General features: G+C 59.5%; 15 protein-coding genes and 1 pseudogene. 5 read left to right on the top strand and 11 right to left on the bottom strand.

Annotated elements, in window-relative coordinates; translation table 11 throughout:
* Positions 1–248: 248 nt before the first annotated feature.
* From ACIOZM_RS27680 to ACIOZM_RS27665, 4 genes and pseudogenes are all read right to left on the bottom strand, one after another.
* Positions 249–1,112 carry a methyl-accepting chemotaxis protein gene (locus ACIOZM_RS27680; protein WP_401219861.1) on the bottom strand — a complete coding sequence of 288 codons (864 nt, stop codon included), beginning with the start codon at positions 1,110–1,112 and terminating at the stop codon, positions 249–251.
* A pseudogene (locus ACIOZM_RS27675) lies at positions 1,110–2,177 on the bottom strand (HAMP domain-containing protein); the annotation flags it as partial. The pseudogene ACIOZM_RS27675 and the gene ACIOZM_RS27680, both read right to left, overlap by 3 nt.
* 147 nt (positions 2,178–2,324) lie before the next feature.
* Positions 2,325–3,719 carry a PLP-dependent aminotransferase family protein gene (locus ACIOZM_RS27670; protein ID WP_401219859.1) on the bottom strand — a complete coding sequence of 465 codons (1,395 nt, stop codon included), beginning with the start codon at positions 3,717–3,719 and terminating at the stop codon, positions 2,325–2,327.
* Between the two features lie 195 nt (positions 3,720–3,914).
* Positions 3,915–4,676, bottom strand: coding sequence for an SDR family oxidoreductase (locus ACIOZM_RS27665; RefSeq protein WP_401219856.1), 762 nt, complete (start codon positions 4,674–4,676; stop codon positions 3,915–3,917).
* Between the two features lie 103 nt (positions 4,677–4,779).
* On the opposite strand from ACIOZM_RS27665, the gene ACIOZM_RS27660 reads away from it, so the two are divergent.
* Positions 4,780–4,917, top strand: coding sequence for a hypothetical protein (locus ACIOZM_RS27660; RefSeq protein ID WP_401219853.1), 138 nt, complete (start codon positions 4,780–4,782; stop codon positions 4,915–4,917).
* Positions 4,914–5,918, top strand: coding sequence for an NADP-dependent oxidoreductase (locus ACIOZM_RS27655; protein WP_401219852.1), 1,005 nt, complete (start codon positions 4,914–4,916; stop codon positions 5,916–5,918). Before ACIOZM_RS27660 ends, ACIOZM_RS27655 begins: the two co-directional genes overlap by 4 nt.
* 125 nt (positions 5,919–6,043) lie before the next feature.
* Here the strand turns inward: ACIOZM_RS27655 and pyrF are convergent, their stop codons facing one another.
* Entirely contained in the window at positions 6,044–6,742 is a 699-nt protein-coding gene (gene pyrF / locus ACIOZM_RS27650) for an orotidine-5'-phosphate decarboxylase (protein ID WP_401219850.1), read from the bottom strand.
* 295 nt (positions 6,743–7,037) lie between these two features.
* Here pyrF and ACIOZM_RS27645 point away from each other — a divergent pair, with 295 nt between their 5' ends.
* The 3 genes from ACIOZM_RS27645 (at position 7,038) to ACIOZM_RS27635 (ending at position 9,797) form a co-directional block, all read left to right on the top strand.
* Entirely contained in the window at positions 7,038–7,787 is a 750-nt protein-coding gene (locus tag ACIOZM_RS27645; protein ID WP_401219847.1) for a response regulator, read from the top strand.
* Positions 7,787–8,836, top strand: coding sequence for an ATP-binding protein (locus tag ACIOZM_RS27640; RefSeq protein ID WP_401219844.1), 1,050 nt, complete (start codon positions 7,787–7,789; stop codon positions 8,834–8,836). The genes ACIOZM_RS27645 and ACIOZM_RS27640 overlap by 1 nt, the downstream gene beginning before the upstream one ends.
* Positions 8,837–9,065: 229 nt before the next feature.
* Positions 9,066–9,797, top strand: coding sequence for an EF-hand domain-containing protein (locus ACIOZM_RS27635; protein WP_401219841.1), 732 nt, complete (start codon positions 9,066–9,068; stop codon positions 9,795–9,797).
* Positions 9,798–10,174: 377 nt separating this feature from the next.
* On the opposite strand, the gene ACIOZM_RS27630 is transcribed toward ACIOZM_RS27635, so the two are convergent.
* From ACIOZM_RS27630 to ACIOZM_RS27605, 6 genes are all read right to left on the bottom strand, one after another.
* Positions 10,175–11,227: an AI-2E family transporter gene (locus ACIOZM_RS27630; protein WP_401219839.1), complete on the bottom strand. Its 1,053-nt coding sequence runs from the start codon at positions 11,225–11,227 to the stop codon at positions 10,175–10,177.
* Positions 11,228–11,312: 85 nt separating this feature from the next.
* The gene (locus tag ACIOZM_RS27625) at positions 11,313–12,119 is read right to left on the bottom strand and encodes a DUF4892 domain-containing protein (protein WP_401219837.1); all 807 of its coding nucleotides are present in this window, start codon (positions 12,117–12,119) and stop codon (positions 11,313–11,315) included.
* 127 nt (positions 12,120–12,246) lie between these two features.
* Positions 12,247–13,101 carry an alpha/beta hydrolase gene (locus ACIOZM_RS27620; RefSeq protein WP_401219835.1) on the bottom strand — a complete coding sequence of 285 codons (855 nt, stop codon included), beginning with the start codon at positions 13,099–13,101 and terminating at the stop codon, positions 12,247–12,249.
* Complete coding sequence (locus ACIOZM_RS27615; protein ID WP_401219833.1) at positions 13,098–13,904, bottom strand: alpha/beta fold hydrolase; 807 nt, start codon at positions 13,902–13,904, stop codon at positions 13,098–13,100. The genes ACIOZM_RS27620 and ACIOZM_RS27615 overlap by 4 nt, the downstream gene beginning before the upstream one ends.
* A gap of 180 nt (positions 13,905–14,084) precedes the next feature.
* A complete protein-coding gene (locus ACIOZM_RS27610; RefSeq protein ID WP_401219830.1) occupies positions 14,085–14,528 on the bottom strand; it encodes a hotdog fold thioesterase in 444 nt (147 codons plus the stop codon).
* Positions 14,529–14,559: 31 nt separating this feature from the next.
* Complete coding sequence (locus tag ACIOZM_RS27605; protein ID WP_401219827.1) at positions 14,560–16,227, bottom strand: AMP-binding protein; 1,668 nt, start codon at positions 16,225–16,227, stop codon at positions 14,560–14,562.
* Positions 16,228–16,637 lie beyond the last annotated feature (410 nt).

The raw sequence follows: 16,637 nt of genomic DNA, 5'->3' as shown, positions 1-16,637 counted from the left end.
GATCGAGAGGAGGTGCAGCGAAGCAAACCGTAGGCGATCCCCCCGGATGAAACCCGGAGCGAAGGAACCCCGAGCCCCAGCGAGCGGGCCGAACGTTGGGGCCCAGACCTTTGCTTACTTTGGGGCGTTTGCCAAAGTGAGTCGCTGTAAAAGCGAAACCGCCAGCCGCAACACCCAAAAAAACGGATATTCACAAAAAACACCCAAGAACCTGGTCGGCCCAAAGGCCGCCAAGGTCGTCAAAGTCGTCAAAGTCGAAAATGCCCGACCATCCCCCGCAACTCACTCCCCAACTGCGCCAGCTCAATACTCGAAGCCGCATTCCCCCGCATCGCAATCGAAGACTGATCCGCACTCGCACGAATACTCGTCACACTGCGATTAATCTCCTCCGCCACCGAACTCTGCTCCTCAGCCGCCGCCGCAATCTGCTGGTTCATCTGCTGAATCAACGACACCGCCGCCGCAATACTGCCCAACGCACTTTCGGTGTGAAGCGCATCACTCACCGCCAGCTTCACCAACTCGCCACTGCTCTGAATCTGCTGCACCGACGAATGCGCCGCCGCACGCAAAGCAATGACCAGACGCTCAATCTCCTCGGTCGATTGCTGAGTTCGCCGCGCCAGTGCACGTACCTCATCAGCCACCACCGCAAATCCCCTGCCCTGCTCGCCAGCCCGCGCCGCCTCGATCGCCGCATTGAGCGCGAGCAGATTGGTCTGCTCGGCAACACTCTTGATCACATCCAGTACCGTACCGATATTCTGGATCTGCGCACTGAGGCTCTCGATACTCGAACTCGCCGAGTTCGCCGAATCCGCCAGTTGTTCAATCCGCGCCATGCTCTGGCGTACCACCGACTGGCCAGTCTCGACCTTGCCATCGGCAGTCTGCGCCGCCAGCGCCGCCTCTTCAGCATTGCGCGCCACGTCATGCACAGTCGCGGTCATCTGATTCATGGCCGTGGCGACCTGCTCGGTTTCTTCCTTCTGGCTGCTGACCTCAAGATTGGTCTGCTCGGTCACTGCCGACAGCGATTGCGCCGAACTCGCCAACTGTTCGATACCTGCCTGCAAGCCGCTGACGATAGTGCTCAGCCCTGCCCCCATCTGCTGCATTGCCTGCATCAACTGGCCGATCTCATCTCGACGGGTCACTTGCACCGTCGCACTCAAATCCCCGGCGGCAATCTGCTGCGCGACATGAATAACACTGCGCAACGGCGCGACGATCAACCGCGTAATAACCCAAGCGGCAATCAGCCCGACCAGCAAGGCCAGCGCCGAGGAGCCAATGATCAACGCAGAATTTTTCTTCAGTTCGGCCTGCATCGCGGTGTCTTCAGCCACATAAGCCTGATCCACCCGCTCCACCACTTGTGCAGCGCGTTGGTGCAATTGTTCGTAGACGGTTTTTTCCTGGGCCAGCAGCCCGGTGTACTCGGCCAGCTTGTCGTTGAACCCGGCAATATGCCCGGAGACCTCGTTGAGCACGGTCAAATAGCCCTCATCCTTGATCGAGGACTTCAGCGCTTCCGCTTGGCTCTGCGCCTGCGCCGCCTGTTCGATGTTGCCCTTGCCAGCGCTCTCGGCGTCGCCCTTGCGGCTTTGGTCAAGACGAACCCGCGCCTCGTTCATGGCTTGCAACATCAAGCGCGAAACCTGACTGACCTGACTGGCCTGTTCGATGAACTGGGCGCCATCCTTGCCCTCGCTTTCCTTCAAGGTATAGGCGCCATCATCAGCGAGCCCGGCCTGCAAAACATCAAGGTTATTGGCCACGCTGGACACCGACCAACTGGCCATTTCCAGCGCCAGATCCTTGGCCTGCGTCAGCGAAACGAATTCATCGAACGCCTTGCGGTAGGCTGCCAGCGACTGCTCGACATCATTCATTACCGCCACGTTGGCCGGTGACTGCACCTTGAGTTGATCGGCCTGCACCACCAGAGCGTCGACACCTGCGCGCAAGGCGTCGGCGGTTTTCGGATTACCGTGCAGGGCATAGTCCTGCTCAAGCAAGCGCACCTTGATCAAATCGCTGTTGAGCGTCGACATCTGCTTGAGCCCATCGAAACGCTGACTGATGGTTTGCAGAGACCAGACACCAATCGCAGCCACCAACGCGGTCAGCAGCAACACCAGCACAAACCCTACACCCAGTTTTTTCGCCATACCGAGGTTGGCAAAACGTCCTTGCACGGCCGAAATCATTGCGCGTAGTCCCCTGCCATAGTCTGTGAATGAAGATTCGCAACGGCCATGAACCAGCACAAGTCTCTGGCGTCGGAATAATGGCAAAAAGCTACGCTCGCGTCGTTTTCAGAACGTTTGAGGTCGATCCACATGGGTGCTGCGAAAAAACTGCCGGGCGCGTGGGTCACAAGCATAGGCGACATTGATCCGCTGCCAGTCGCTCGCCTCGCCACCGGGAGTGAAGGCATTCGCGGCGGACAACTGCACGCCACTGCGCTGTGCGTGGCGGCGTAAGCGGGCATCGTCTCTCACGGGAGGTCGGGCCCAGATGAATAGCCCGCCGCACGGTTTGCCGAAAACTTCCCAGTCAGCCTCTTCCAGCGCCTGAATGGCCGCAACACGGTCGAGATTCAGACGCTGGCGCTGGCGCTGTACCAGTTTGCGATAGGCACCGCTGGCGATCAGGCTGGCCAATACCGCCTCATTGAAGCTCGACGCGCCCATGCTGCTGATCATCTTGATCCTGGCCAATCGCGTGATCAGTTGCTGGTCGGCCAATACAAATCCGACCCGCAGCGAACTGCTCAGGGTCTTGGAAAAACTGCCGACATAAACCACTCGCTCATCCAGCGCCGCCAGCCGGGTGCCGTTGCCATTGTGCATATCAGCGTAGACATCATCTTCGATCAGGCGCACATCATGGGCAGTGCACAACTGCACGACCTGTTGCGCCACAGCCGGTGCCACACAAGTGCCGGTGGGATTGTGATGATGGCTGTTGATGAACATCGCGACCGGCTGAAACTGCTGCAGCAATGCTTCAAGTGCCGGGATGTCGGGGCCAACCGGCGTTCGGCGCACTTCGAGCAGATGCACACCGTGCAGCCGCAACAAATCGAACAAAGGGGAGTACCCCGGCGTTTCAACCACTGCGTAATCGCCGGCCTTGAACAGTGCTCGCACGATCAGATCCAGCGCATGACTGGCACCGGAAGTGGTCAATATCTGCTCGTCGCTGGCTTCGATATTGACCAGTTTCAGCCGTTTGACGATCTGCTGACGCAGCGCCAGTAGACCCAGTGGCGTGCCGTAATTGAACAGGCTGGCCATGTCGGTTCGGGCAACCTGACGGATCGCGTAGCTCAGGTCATCGGACTCACGCCAGTTTTCCGGCAAACCAGCGCCGCCCAGTTTCAGCCGTCCCGGCAGTGCACTGATCGAATTGAACGCCGCCAGTCCGATTTCGTTTCCCGCAGGCCGGGCATTGCGTCCGGTATTGGCAGTCTGCTCAGCCACCATGAATCCCGCACCCGCCCGCGGAGCCAGAACACCTTGCGCTACAAGACGCTCGCACGCCTCCTGAACGCACGATTGGCTGAGTAGATTGGACCGTGCAATTTGCCGTACGGAAGGCAAGCGTGTGCTCGGCTCCGAGCCACTACGCGAGATCCAGTCAGTCACCCCGTCAACGATCTGCTGTACGACCGGCACCATTGCCTGTCGGTCAATTCTCAATTCCATGAGCACGCAAACTCCTGTCCGTTTTGCTGGCGGCAGTAAATCACAGCCACGCCGTACAGGCTGTGCGACAACGCCGTCAAAAGCGACCGTTCTAACTATTTGATACACATTGTTTAGCGGGTTTAAGGAACCGTTCGGCGAAAACCAAAAAAACCGCACGAATGCGGTTTTTTTTCCTACCCAAAGGCTCTTCGATCAGAAGGCCGTAACCCCGCCATCCACCGCCAGCGAATGACCTGTGGTGAACGCCGCACCGTCACTGCACAGATAAAGCACGGCACTGGCGATTTCCTCGACTTTGCCGATGCGCCCGACCGGATGCATTGCGTTGGCGAACTCACCCTTTTTCGGATCAGCCTCATAAGCGCGACGGAACATATCGGTATCGATCACCGCCGGGCAAACCGCGTTGACGCGGATTTTCTTCTTGGCGTACTCGATCGCCGCCGATTTGGTCAAGCCGATCACCGCGTGTTTGGACGCCGCGTAGATGCTCATCTTCGGCGCCGCGCCAAGCCCCGCCACCGATGCGGTATTGACGATCGCCCCGCCACCCTGGGCCAGCAACAGCGGCAATTGATACTTCATGCACAGCCAGACGCCTTTGACGTTGACGCCAATGATCGCGTCGAACTCGTCCATCGAGCCTTCGGCGAGTTTGCCTTTTTCGATTTCGATACCGGCGTTGTTGAACGCATAGTCGAGACGGCCGTAGGTATTGATCACCTCGTCCATCAGATTCTTCACATCACTTTCGACGGTAACGTTGCAACGCACGAAGGTCGCTTCGCCACCGGCTGTACGAATCAGCGCAACCGTACCCTCCCCGCCTGCCGCATCCAGATCGGCCACCACCACTTTCAAGCCTTCGGCGGCGAACGCCTGCGCAGTCGCACGGCCAATGCCATTGGCTGCGCCCGTCACTACGGCAACCTGGCCGGAAAACGTCATGCTCATTGTTATGTCCTCGAACGGATAGATGCAGGGAGATTGCGAAGTTGCAGCATAGGCACAGCGCCCCGCACAGCGGCAGCACTATCCAAACGCTGCTTATCGCTGCATGAATCGCAGTGATAAAACCCACGGGATGACTATCACTGCACTGGATCGCTACGCATTCGCCGCATCAGCCAACCTTGCGGCATTGCCGATGAAGGGCTATCAACAAGGCTTCATTGAGCTTGAGTGCCTGCCATGACTACCCAGACCAATCGCCAGTTTCTCCTCGCCAAACGCCCGGTGGGTGCCGCGACCCGCGAAACCTTCACCTACCAGGAAGTACCGGTCGGAGAACCTGCGGCAGGCCAGATTCTGGTCAAGAACGAATATCTGTCCCTCGACCCGGCCATGCGCGGCTGGATGAATGAGGGCAAGTCCTACATCCCGCCGGTCGGTATCGGTGAGGTAATGCGCGCCCTTGGCGTAGGCAAAGTCGTCGCATCGAACAACCCGGGCTTCGCGGTCGGGGACTACGTCAACGGTGCCATTGGTGTGCAGGATTATTTCCTCGGCGACCCAAGAGGTTTCTACAAAGTCGATCCGAAACTTGCCCCGCTGCCGGTTTACCTGTCTGCCTTGGGCATGACCGGCATGACCGCTTATTTCGCTTTGCTGGATGTCGGCGCGCCGAAGGCTGGCGACACCGTGGTGCTATCCGGCGCTGCGGGTGCGGTGGGCAGCATTGCCGGGCAGATCGCCAAGATCAAAGGCTGTCGCGTGGTCGGCATCGCTGGCGGCGCCGACAAGTGCAAATTCCTCATCGATGAACTGGGCTTCGACGGCGCCATCGACTACAAGAGCGAAGACGTGGTGGCCGGGCTTAAACGCGAATGCCCGAAAGGCGTGGACGTGTATTTCGACAACGTCGGCGGTGACATTCTCGACGCGGTGTTGAGCCGACTGAACATGAAGGCGCGCGTGGTCATCTGCGGCGCCATCAGCCAGTACAACAACAAGGAAGCAGTCAAAGGCCCGGCCAACTATCTTTCGCTGCTGGTCAATCGTGCACGAATGGAAGGGTTTGTGGTGATGGACTACGCCGCCCAGTACGCGAGTGCAGCGCAGGAAATGGCCGGCTGGATGGCCAAGGGGCAACTCAAGAGCAAGGAAGACATCGTCGAAGGGCTGGAAACCTTCCCGGAGACGCTGATGAAACTGTTCAGCGGTGAGAATTTCGGCAAGTTAGTGCTGAAAGTCTAAAACCAGCGCAAAACAATGCAGGAGTGAGCCTGCTCGCGATAGCGGTGTATCAATCAACAGTAATGTCGACTGACAAACCCTCATCGCGAGCAGGCTCACTCCTACAATTTGACCTCAGCGTTCGATCAGGCGATTTCGGCTACGACCGAAGCCAGTGCCTGCGCCGGGTCGGCTGCCTGGCTGATCGGACGGCCAATCACCAGATAATCGGAACCGGCATCCAGCGCCTGACGCGGGGTCAGAATGCGGCGCTGATCGTCCTGAGCGCTGCCCGCAGGACGAATCCCCGGCGTCACCAGTTGCAGCGAAGGATGCGCGGTTTTCAGCGCCTGCGCTTCCAGCGCCGAACACACCAGACCATCCATCCCGGCCTTCTCGGCCAGTGCCGCCAGACGCAGAACCTGCTCCTGAGGCTCGATGTCCAGACCGATACCGGCCAGATCTTCACGCTCCATGCTGGTCAGCACGGTCACGCCGATCAACAGCGGCTGCGGGCCAGTGCGCTTGTCCAGCACTTCACGGCAGGCTGCCATCATGCGCATGCCACCGGAGCAGTGCACGTTGACCATCCACACGCCCATCTCGGCCGCGGCCTTGACTGCCATCGCGGTGGTGTTGGGAATGTCATGGAATTTCAGGTCGAGGAACACCTCAAAACCTTTGTCGCGCAAAGTGCCGACGATTTCCGCGGCGCAACTGGTGAACAGTTCCTTGCCCACTTTGACCCGGCAAAGCTTCGGGTCCAACCGGTCGGCCAGCTTCAGTGCGGCGTCACGGGTGGGGAAATCCAGGGCGACGATGATAGGAGTCTGGCAGGCGGACATGGAGGGGCTCTCAGGCAGGACGAAATCGGCGCGCATTGTAGCGGAACCGGGGGCGGCGCGGCACCCGATGATCGGTAAATCGTCGCGATGACCATGATCAAGCATAGCGTTCACCACTATTGTGTCGAACCGGATACACAACCGACACGCCCGCAACAAGCACCCGCGCTAGCCTCGCCAGCCGCAACACGTTCTTACATCAGCACTTCCCGCCTCACGGCAGGACGCCTATGCTGAAACACAAACTCGCAGCCCATCTTTGTGGTTGGCGGCCTACAGGCAGACAAACAGCCCCATGCACAGCAACCAAACGACCATGACGGATGAGCCAAAAGACGACAAGCGCTGGAGCATTCGGGCGCTGATCGTCGACGATGACGTACCGATTCGCGAGCTGATGATCGACTACCTCGCCCGCTTCAACATACACGCCAGCGGCGTCACCGACGGCGCGGCCATGCGTCAAGCGATGCAGGCCGAACATTTTGATGTGGTCGTGCTCGATCTGATGCTGCCCGGTGAAGACGGTTTGTCGCTGTGCCGCTGGCTGCGTGCCGAATCGGACATCCCGATCCTGATGCTCACCGCCCGCTGCGAACCGACTGACCGCATCATCGGCCTCGAACTGGGCGCCGATGACTACATGGCCAAGCCGTTCGAGCCGCGTGAACTGGTCGCGCGGATTCAGACCATTCTGCGGCGGGTGCGCGACGACCGCACCGAGCAACGGGCGAATATTCGTTTCGACAACTGGCGCCTGAACAGCGTCCTGCGCCAATTGATCGCCGACGATGGGCTGGTGGTGCCGTTGTCCAACGCCGAATTCCGTTTGCTGTGGGTATTCATCGAACGTCCGCGCCGAGTGCTCAGTCGCGAACAACTACTGGACGCCGCCCGTGGCCGCTCGATCGAAGCGTTCGACCGCAGCATCGATCTGCTGGTCTCGCGCCTGCGACAGAAGCTCGGCGACGACCCGAAAGCCCCACAGTTGATCAAAACCGTGCGCGGTGAAGGTTATCTGTTCGACGCCAGGGATATCGGCTGATGCGGGCGCGCTTCGACACGCTGTTCGGTCGCCTGTTTGGCGTGCTGTTCGTGGCGATTGTCCTGGCGCACCTGTTGGCTTTCGCCTGGTTCCATCATTACGGGCCGCCACCGCCTCCGCCGCCACCGGAATTTTCCGAGGGTATCGACGGACAACAACCGCCGCCTGACCCGCGTTTCGCCCATCGCCCGCCGCGCCCATGGTTCGGCGGGCCGCTGGTACCGCTGACGTTCCAGTTCATCTCGCTGATGATCGCTGCCTGGTACGGCGCCAAACTGCTGAGTCGGCCGATTCAGCGCCTGAGTGACGCCGCCGAGCGTCTCAGCGAGAACCTAGACAGTCCGCCGCTGGATGAATCCGGCCCACGGGAAGCGCGGCAAGCCGCTCACACCTTCAATCTGATGCAGCGGCGAATTCGCGAACAAGTTCAGCAACGTGCGCGCATGCTCGGCGCCGTTTCCCATGACCTGCGCACACCGCTGTCTCGGTTGAAGCTGCGCCTGGAAAACATCAGCGACGAAAAGCTGCAGGGCCAGATGCGCCAGGATCTGGACGACATGATCGACATGCTCGATGCCACCCTGACTTACCTGCATGAACAGCGTGTCAGCGAAGCACTGCAATTGATGGACGTGCAGGCACTGGTCGAATCGCTGTGCGAAAACGCTCAGGACCAAGGCGCCAACGTCGAAGTCAGCGGCCACTGTGCGCCGTTGCCGGTACAGCCAATGGCGTTGCGCTCCTGCATCAACAACCTGATGGACAACGCCCTGCGTTATGCCGGTCAGGCCCGCATCGAATTGCACGATGAGCGCGAGCAACTGCTGATCCGCGTCATCGATCATGGCCCCGGCATCGCCGCGGACAAACGCGAAGCCGTGTTCGAACCGTTTTATCGCCTGGAAGGTTCGCGCAATCGCAACTCTGGCGGCGTTGGTCTGGGCATGACCATTGCCCGCGAGGCGGCGCAGCGGCTGGGCGGCCAATTGACCCTCGAAGAAACTCCGGGCGGCGGACTTACCGCCATCATTCGCCTGCCCCGCGCCTGAATCCGCCACCGCCAAAATGTAGGAGTGAGCCTGCTCGCGATAGCGGAACATCCGTCGAAAAAGATGCCGACTGACACGCCCCCATCGCGAGCAGGCTCACTCCTACAGTTTTTGTGTACTTTTCACTGTGTACCAGTCGGTACAAAGCTCACATACCCACGACAACTTGCCCCTTGAGGCTGCACAAGCCGGTACACCAGCCGGTTTTCCAGTCCAAGGAGTGAGCCCGATGATCGGTAGCGTCAGCAACTACACGAGCTATACCAGCACCAGCAGCACATCCACGCAAAACGCCCGTAGCCAGCAATTGCAAAAAGACCTGTTCGCCAAACTCGACAGCAACGGCGACGGCGCGGTGGATCAGGACGAACTCAAAAGCGCCCTGTCGCAGGATCAAGCACCCAACACCGACCTGGCCGACGCCCTGATCAGCGCACTGGACATCGACGGTGACGGCGCCATCAGCAGCGATGAACTGAGCAGCGGGCTGTCCAGCGCCGGCAGCACCGCCGACAGCAGCAAAATCTTCTCGGCCCTCGACACCAACAAGGACGGCGTCGTCAGCCAGGACGAACTCACCGCCAGCCTGACCCCGCCGCCACCGTCGCCACCACAAGCATCCAGCGACCAACTGTTCAGCCAGCTCGACACCGATGGCGACGGCAGCATCAGCGCCACCGAACTCGGCAGCGCCTTACAGACCAGCGACAGCAGCACATCGACCGACAGCGACACCAGCGCTGCGTTGCTCAAGGTTCTGGATAGCGACAGCAGTGGCGGCGTCAGCAGCGACGAACTGAAAGCAGCGCTGCAGGCAGGTCGCGATCGTCCTGCTGACGAACAGACAGCCAGCACTCAGACCACCTCTGAGGCGCTGAACCGTATGATTGCCAACCTGAGCAAACAGTACTCGCTCGACAATGCAGCGCCCGTGGGTAAGTACCTGAATGTGGCGACCTGAGGTGATGGGTTGAAACGAGGCTGCGATCTTTAAAAGCAAGATTAAAAGATCGCAGCCTTCGACAGCTCCTACAGGGAATGCGTACACCTGACAGAGATTGGTCGGCTGTCAGGCCGCCATCGCCAGCAGGCTAGCTCCCACAGTTGAATTGAGTACATTCAGTTAGAGATCGGTCGGCTGTCAGGCCGCCATCGCCAGCAGGCTAGCTCCCACAGTTGAATTGAGTACATTCAGTTAGAGATCGGTCGGCTGTCAGGCCGCCATCGCTGAAAAGCCAGCTCCCACAAAAAGCAAAGCCGACCGCATGCTCTTCCACCACTCACAGGATGAGCGTTAGCTCGGCTGTGCTCTTTATCTAAAACGCATCGACGCCTCTATCAGCGCCGATCCTCAACCCGCGCCTGACTCTTGCTCCAATCCGTCAACAAACTATAAGCAACCGCCAAAAGCGTAGGCCCGATAAACAACCCGATAAACCCAAACGCAATCAACCCGCCAAACACCCCAAGCAGCACAATCACCAACGGCAAATTCCCGCCCCGGCTGATCAGATACGGCTTGAGCACGTTATCCACGCCGCTGATGATGAACGTCCCCCAGATCCCGAGAAACACCGCCATCCCGTACTCACCCTTCCAGGCCAGCCACGCGGTAGCGGGAATCCACACCAGCGGTGGCCCCATCGGAATCAGACTGAGCAAAAACGTCACAATCCCCAACACCAGAGCGCCCGGCACACCGGCAATCAAGAACCCGATCAGCGCCAGAATCGCCTGAGCCGCCGCCGTCCCGATCACCCCGTTGACCACCCGCTGCACAGTCCCGGCCACCAGCTCGATGTAATACCCGGCGCGATCACCGATCAGACGCTCCAGCAGACTGTGCACAAACGCCGCCAGACGCGGCCCGTCACGATAGAAAAAGAACACAAAAACGATGCTCAGGGTCAGCTCGAGAATCCCGCCACCGATCTGCGCACTGCGCGCCAGCAACCAGTTACCAACCTGTCCCAGATACGGCTTGATCGCGAGCATCATCGCTGCGCCCTGCTCGTCGATGCTGTTCCAGAGATTGACCAGCCGCTCGCCCACCAACGGCAGACCGCCAAGCCAGGTCGGCGCTTCGGGCAGCCCGTCGACCTGCACATCCTTGATAAACACTGTGGCATCACGAACGTGATCAGCCAGATTAAAACCGAGCCACACCAGCGGCGCCGCCACCAGCAACATCCAGCCAACGGTCAGCAACAACGCCGCCAGCGATTCGCGACCACCGAGTACGCGAGTCAACAAGCGCATCAGCGGCCAACTGGCAAACGCCAGTACCGCGCCCCAGAACAGCGCCGACCAGAACGGCGCCATTACCCAGAAGCTGGCACCAAACAGCACCAACAGCAGGATCTGCACCAGCAGTCGATCGTTATTGAGCATGGAAGGTCTCGAAAAAGTCAGTCAGGCAAAAGAGTAGGCGAACACGCAACGCGTGTCCGCCCCGAAACACTGAATCGCAGACAGCTTATCGCAGCAGATCGATACGCAAGCCAGTGCTTTCGGCGCTGCCGGCTTCCATCCGTGCGGCGCGCACGCCCTGCCCGATCAGCGCCTGACGCCAGGCCTCGGCCTTGACCCCGGAAACCGTGACTCGCAACGTGGTGTCGAGATTCAGACCACGGGAAAGCAGGCGCAGCCAGGTGTCATCGGGATCGCCGGAAAGTTTCGGCAAGTCCAGCTCACCAGTGCTTTTGAGTTGGCGCAACAAGGTCGCCGAGGTCGGCAGCAACTCGCCCAGCGGCGTGCTCGCCTCGAACTGTTCAACGTGCAGATAAGCTTTGCGATTGCCGCGAGTGATGCTGTAGAGCGCCACCAGCGTGTTATCCCGAGGTGCCGCCAGCCTCAACAGCAAATACGCCTGCTGTTCATCGGCACCATAGAGTTTGGAATTGCCGAATACTTCGTTGGCCCACAGGCTGCTTTCGCCGCAATCACGGGCCTGACACCAGAACAGCAATTCGGCGTCCTGCTTTTGCAGGGCTTCGCGAGCGGCGGTAAAGGCTTCGGTAGCAGCGTGTTCCGGGGGCAACTCGTAAGTCACCGAGGTGGTTTGACCACGGGCGCCGACCTGACCGTCGAAACGCAACTGGCCGCTGATCTTGCGGATCGCCCCCATCGGGTAAATCCGCTCCAGCTCCACTGGAGGGCGGTAGTCGACGATCTGCGCATCGGCCAGTCGCGGCACGATCTGCAAATCCTGGCTGCCGGGCACATCGGCGGCGAACAATAAAGGACTGAAACAGCACAGCGCCAGAAGACTGAGTGAGCGCATAGGCAGGCTCATCGGATGGACGTGGCCTGAGCGCCGTCCTGGCTGTTCGAAGTTGCAGCGGTATAAAAATCCATCGTGGTTGTCTCCCATTTCAACCCGCCCAGCCTCGACAGTTGCCCGGTGCAAGTCAAGGAATGGCGAAGAAGCGATTGAAACAGTCTGCGACAAGGTCGGCACCGGACTCGTCGTTCAGGTGCAAATGGTGGCCACCGGGCAGCTGTTCCCGGCTAAAGGGTAGACGCTCCAGCAACTCAGGGTGTTTAGCCAGCATACCGTCGGCTGCGACCACCAATTGCGCAGGACAACTGATCCGTTGCACGAAGGCCATCGCCTGCTCTTCTGTAAGACGCAGCGGCGATGCCAGGGTCAGACGATTGTCGGTGCGCCAGGTGTAACCGCCGGGCACTGGCATCAATCCGCGCTGAGCCAACAGTTCCGCGGCTTCGCGACTGACCGCGACCAAACCTTTCATCCGCGCCTCGATGGCACGGTCGAGGTTGTTGTAGACCGGTTTGCGCTTTTCCCGCAGATCCAGCTGCGCCTGTAGGGCCATGCCCATGCGTTCGGCAGCGTTTTCGCCTTTGTCGGTAGGAGGAATCACCCCATCGATCAACGCCAGATGGGTAATTCGTTCGGGCAGCGAACCTGCCAGCACCATGGAAACAATCGCGCCCATCGAATGCCCGAGCAGGCCGAAACGCTTCCAGCCCAGTTGCTCGGCGACTTGCAGCACGTCATGGGCGTAGTCCCACAACGCGTAACCGGCGCCGTTCGGACGATGCCCGGAATGGCCATGACCGGCCATGTCGAGGGCGATGATCCGCAGGCCTTTGAGCTTCGGCGCCAGCCGCGCAAAGCTGTTGGCGTTATCGAGCCAACCGTGCAGGGCTATCACCGGCAAGCCGTCCTCGGGACCGAACAAATGCGCTGCCAGCTCGATATGCGGCAGGCTCAAACGCACTTCTTCGAAAGTCGGGTTCATGCACATGCCTTTTGCTGACGGGTTTCCCAGCGAGTAAACAGCTCTTTCAACAACAACGCGGTGTCTTGCGGACGTTCGAGCGGGAACATGTGACCACCCTGCATGCTCAGCGATTCACCTTGCGGCAGGCGGTCGACAAAACTGGTGTGATGGCGCATGACCACGCGACTGGTGTGCCCCCGCACCACCGCCAGCGGCACTTTCAGTTGCCGGGTGCGTCCCGGACTGGTGTGCGGCACGCCGCGATAGATGCTGATTTCGGTGGCAGGATCGAAGCGCAGCCGCAGCTTGTCGCCGACCTGATGCAAACCGTGTTGCAGGTAAGCGTCGAAACACTCTGGATCGAAACCACGAAACAGCGTCTTGCCAGCAAAGTAGCTGCGCGCACTGTCGAGGTCGGCAAATTCTTCACGCCGGCCAAGGGTGCGGCCGGCAGGTGTCAGCTTGTCGATGAAACCAAAACGCTTGGCGGCACGGATGACCCACTGATCGGTACGGGTCAGCACTGGCGAATCGAGCATCACCACGCCGCGATACAGTTCCGGGCAACGCAGCGCGGCATGCAGGTGCAACACGCCACCAAAGGAATGACCGACGCCCCACACCGGTTGATCTTGCTGCTGCAAGTGGTGGATCAGTTCATCAACCAGGTTGTACCAGTTGTCATCCGCCGGAAAACGCGGGTCATGGGCATGCTGCTGCAGATGCGCGACCCGGTACTCGGGCGCCAGCGCCTCGAACAACTTGCCATAGGTGCCCGAGGGAAACCCGTTGGCGTGGGCGAAAAAGATCGGTTGCGACATGCGGGTACATCCATGAGCGGGAAACGTGGTGTTGATTGTCCGTAAGACCACGTTTCGCGGCAATGACCATAACTGCCAGAAATAGTGGTGGAGATGTCGCAAAAGCAAAGATCGCAGCCTTCCGCAACACACATTCCAATGTAGGAGCTGCCGAAGGCTGCGATCTTTTGATCTTTAAAATTATCTGGCGGGTGGCTGCGCTCCCAGCGGCACCACCGCCATGGTCAACCGCGACACGCAACTGGCCTTGCCTTCATCACTGGTCAATCGAATATCCCAGACATGCGTCGTACGCCCGATGTGAATCGGCTTCGCCACCGCCGTCACCCGCCCCGTGCGCAAGCCGCGCAAATGGTTGGCGTTGATTTCCAGCCCTACGCAATAAAACTTGCTGGCATCGATACACAGATAACTGGCCATCGAGCCGACGGTTTCCGCCAGCACCACCGAAGCACCGCCATGCAACAAACCGTAAGGCTGGTGAGTCCGGTGGTCGATGACCATGCTCGCGGTCAGGGACTCGTCGTCGAATGCTTCGAAGCGGATGTCCAGCACTTCGCCGATGGTGTTTTTCTGGATTGCATTCAACTGCTCGATGTTCGGAGTGGTACGCCACAAGGTCATCGCAGACTTCCTTTGTTGTTTTAGTCGTCGTTCAATCCTGCCACAGCACCGCCTCGCTGCGCTCGCTCCATTCTTCGAAGCGCGCACCGTAAGTGTCTTCGATGACGTTGCGCTTGATTTTCAAAGTCGGCGTGAGGAAACCGTTCTCCACCGCCCAACTGTCCCGGACCACCACCAGCCGCCGCAAACGCTCATGCTTGTCGAGCACGGCGTTGACCTCCTCCAGGAGTTTTTCCAGACTTGAATGCAACCCGGCCCGCGCCGCGCCAGCCGCATCCTGCAAGCCGACCGCCGACAACACGCAAAGGCCCAGCGGCGCACTCAGGCCATCCCCGACCACACACACCTGTTCGATCCGCGAATGCACTGCCAGGCGGTTTTCAATCGGTGCCGGCGCGACGTATTTGCCCTTGCTGGTCTTGAAGATCTCCTTCAACCGCCCGGTCAGGCGCAAACGACCTTCAGGGTCCTGCTCACCCTTGTCACCCGTGCGCAGAAAACCATCTGCGGTGATGGTCTCGGCAGTTTTTTGCGGTTCCTTGAAATAGCCGAGCATGTTCGCCTGACTGCGCACCTGCACCTCGCCGGACGCATCGATACGCACCTCGACGTCCGGACACGGCTTGCCGATCCAGCCTTGTTTGTACTGGCCCGGCAGGCAAATGTGCGAATAACCGCAACTTTCGGTCATGCCGTAGACCTCCAGCACCTCGAGCCCGAGCTTCTGATACCAACTGAGCAAGGTCTGCGGCACCGGCGCCGCGCCGGACAAGGCGATGCGCAAGGCATCCAGCCCCAGTCCCGCGAGCACTTTGTGGCCAACGCGCTTGCCAATAAACGGCAGCCCCAAAAGGAAATCCAGACGCTTCGCCGGGATCTTGCTGTACACACCCATCTGAAATTTGGTCCAGATGCGCGGCACGCCGAACATCGCGGTCGGCCGGGCCCGTTGCAGGTCGGTGATAAAGGTGTCGAGGCTCTCAGCGAAAAACACCGTCTGGCCGGTATAAATCGAGGCCAGTTCGACGAACATCCGCTCGGCGACATGACACAGCGGTAAATACGACAACAGGCGATCGGTCTCATTGAGACCGAACAGTTGCGTGCCTTGAGTAGTGGCAAAACCGAGATTGGCAAAACTGTGCATCACGCCTTTGGGCATACCAGTGGTGCCAGAGGTGTAAATGATCGTCGCCAGTTGCTCGGCGGCGGGACGCGGATCATCCTGAATCGGCGAACTGCGCTGGAGATCGTCCCAACTGAAATCGAACTCACCGGGCGGATGCAGCGGCAGACTGATCGTCGGCAGATCCGCCGGCACACCTTTCGACATCCCTGGCCAATCATCAAGCTTGCCAATAAACGCCAACACACTTTGCGAATGAATCAGTACCTGCCCCGCAGAATCCGCAGTGAGATTCGGATACAACGGCACTGACACATGCCCGGCCATCCAGATCGCCAGATCGGCAATGATCCAGTGCGCACAATTCTTCGAAATCAGCGCGATATGACTGCCTTGCGGCAACTCCCGCGCGCGCAACCAATGAGCCGCACAACGCGCCTGATGACCGACATCCGCCCAAGTCAGCGTCTCGACCTGCCCGCCGCCGACCGGCTGCACCAGAAAACGCAGGCGCGGGTGCCGGGCCTCACGCTCGTAAAACACATCCAGCGGCAAACGGAATGCGGCAGACATGCGACTCGCTCCTGTTTTTTTGGTCTGGAGCAAGCGTAGTCAACCAAGCAAGTGCTTGGTTGATTTTTTAACAAGAGGAAACAAGATCGAAAGATCGCAGCTTTCGGCAGCTACAGATTGAGTACATCCAAAAGAGATTGGTCGGCTGTCAGGCCGTCTTCGCTGGCAGGCCAGCTCTCACAGGGATTGAGTACATCCACTGGAGATTGTGTCGGCTGGCAGGCCGCCATCGCGAGCAGGCTCACTCCTACAGATGATTGGGTACATAAGAGATTGGTCGGCTGGCGGGCCGTCTTCGCTGGCAAGCCAGCTCCCACAGGGATTGAGTACATCCACTGGAGATTGTGTCGGCTGGCAGGCCGCCATCGCGAGCAGGCTCACTCCTACAGATGATTGGGTACATAAGAGAA

The sequence above is a fragment of the Pseudomonas sp. NPDC087346 genome, assembly GCF_044744235.1.
Taxonomy (GTDB): domain Bacteria; phylum Pseudomonadota; class Gammaproteobacteria; order Pseudomonadales; family Pseudomonadaceae; genus Aquipseudomonas.
This window is presented reverse-complemented; position numbering and strand designations above follow the sequence as displayed.

What these genes read in the sequence shown, in the direction of transcription:
- ACIOZM_RS27680 (WP_401219861.1), bottom strand. Translation starts at nt 1,112, where the DNA reads ATGGGGGCAGGGCTGAGCACTATCGTCAGCGGCTTGCAGGCAGGTATC.
- ACIOZM_RS27670 (WP_401219859.1), bottom strand. Translation starts at nt 3,719, where the DNA reads ATGGAATTGAGAATTGACCGACAGGCAATGGTGCCGGTCGTACAGCAG.
- ACIOZM_RS27665 (WP_401219856.1), bottom strand. Translation starts at nt 4,676, where the DNA reads ATGAGCATGACGTTTTCCGGCCAGGTTGCCGTAGTGACGGGCGCAGCC.
- ACIOZM_RS27660 (WP_401219853.1), top strand. Translation starts at nt 4,780, where the DNA reads ATGAATCGCAGTGATAAAACCCACGGGATGACTATCACTGCACTGGAT.
- ACIOZM_RS27655 (WP_401219852.1), top strand. Translation starts at nt 4,914, where the DNA reads ATGACTACCCAGACCAATCGCCAGTTTCTCCTCGCCAAACGCCCGGTG.
- pyrF (WP_401219850.1), bottom strand. Translation starts at nt 6,742, where the DNA reads ATGTCCGCCTGCCAGACTCCTATCATCGTCGCCCTGGATTTCCCCACC.
- ACIOZM_RS27645 (WP_401219847.1), top strand. Translation starts at nt 7,038, where the DNA reads ATGCACAGCAACCAAACGACCATGACGGATGAGCCAAAAGACGACAAG.
- ACIOZM_RS27640 (WP_401219844.1), top strand. Translation starts at nt 7,787, where the DNA reads ATGCGGGCGCGCTTCGACACGCTGTTCGGTCGCCTGTTTGGCGTGCTG.
- ACIOZM_RS27635 (WP_401219841.1), top strand. Translation starts at nt 9,066, where the DNA reads ATGATCGGTAGCGTCAGCAACTACACGAGCTATACCAGCACCAGCAGC.
- ACIOZM_RS27630 (WP_401219839.1), bottom strand. Translation starts at nt 11,227, where the DNA reads ATGCTCAATAACGATCGACTGCTGGTGCAGATCCTGCTGTTGGTGCTG.
- ACIOZM_RS27625 (WP_401219837.1), bottom strand. Translation starts at nt 12,119, where the DNA reads ATGCGCTCACTCAGTCTTCTGGCGCTGTGCTGTTTCAGTCCTTTATTG.
- ACIOZM_RS27620 (WP_401219835.1), bottom strand. Translation starts at nt 13,101, where the DNA reads ATGAACCCGACTTTCGAAGAAGTGCGTTTGAGCCTGCCGCATATCGAG.
- ACIOZM_RS27615 (WP_401219833.1), bottom strand. Translation starts at nt 13,904, where the DNA reads ATGTCGCAACCGATCTTTTTCGCCCACGCCAACGGGTTTCCCTCGGGC.
- ACIOZM_RS27610 (WP_401219830.1), bottom strand. Translation starts at nt 14,528, where the DNA reads ATGACCTTGTGGCGTACCACTCCGAACATCGAGCAGTTGAATGCAATC.
- ACIOZM_RS27605 (WP_401219827.1), bottom strand. Translation starts at nt 16,227, where the DNA reads ATGTCTGCCGCATTCCGTTTGCCGCTGGATGTGTTTTACGAGCGTGAG.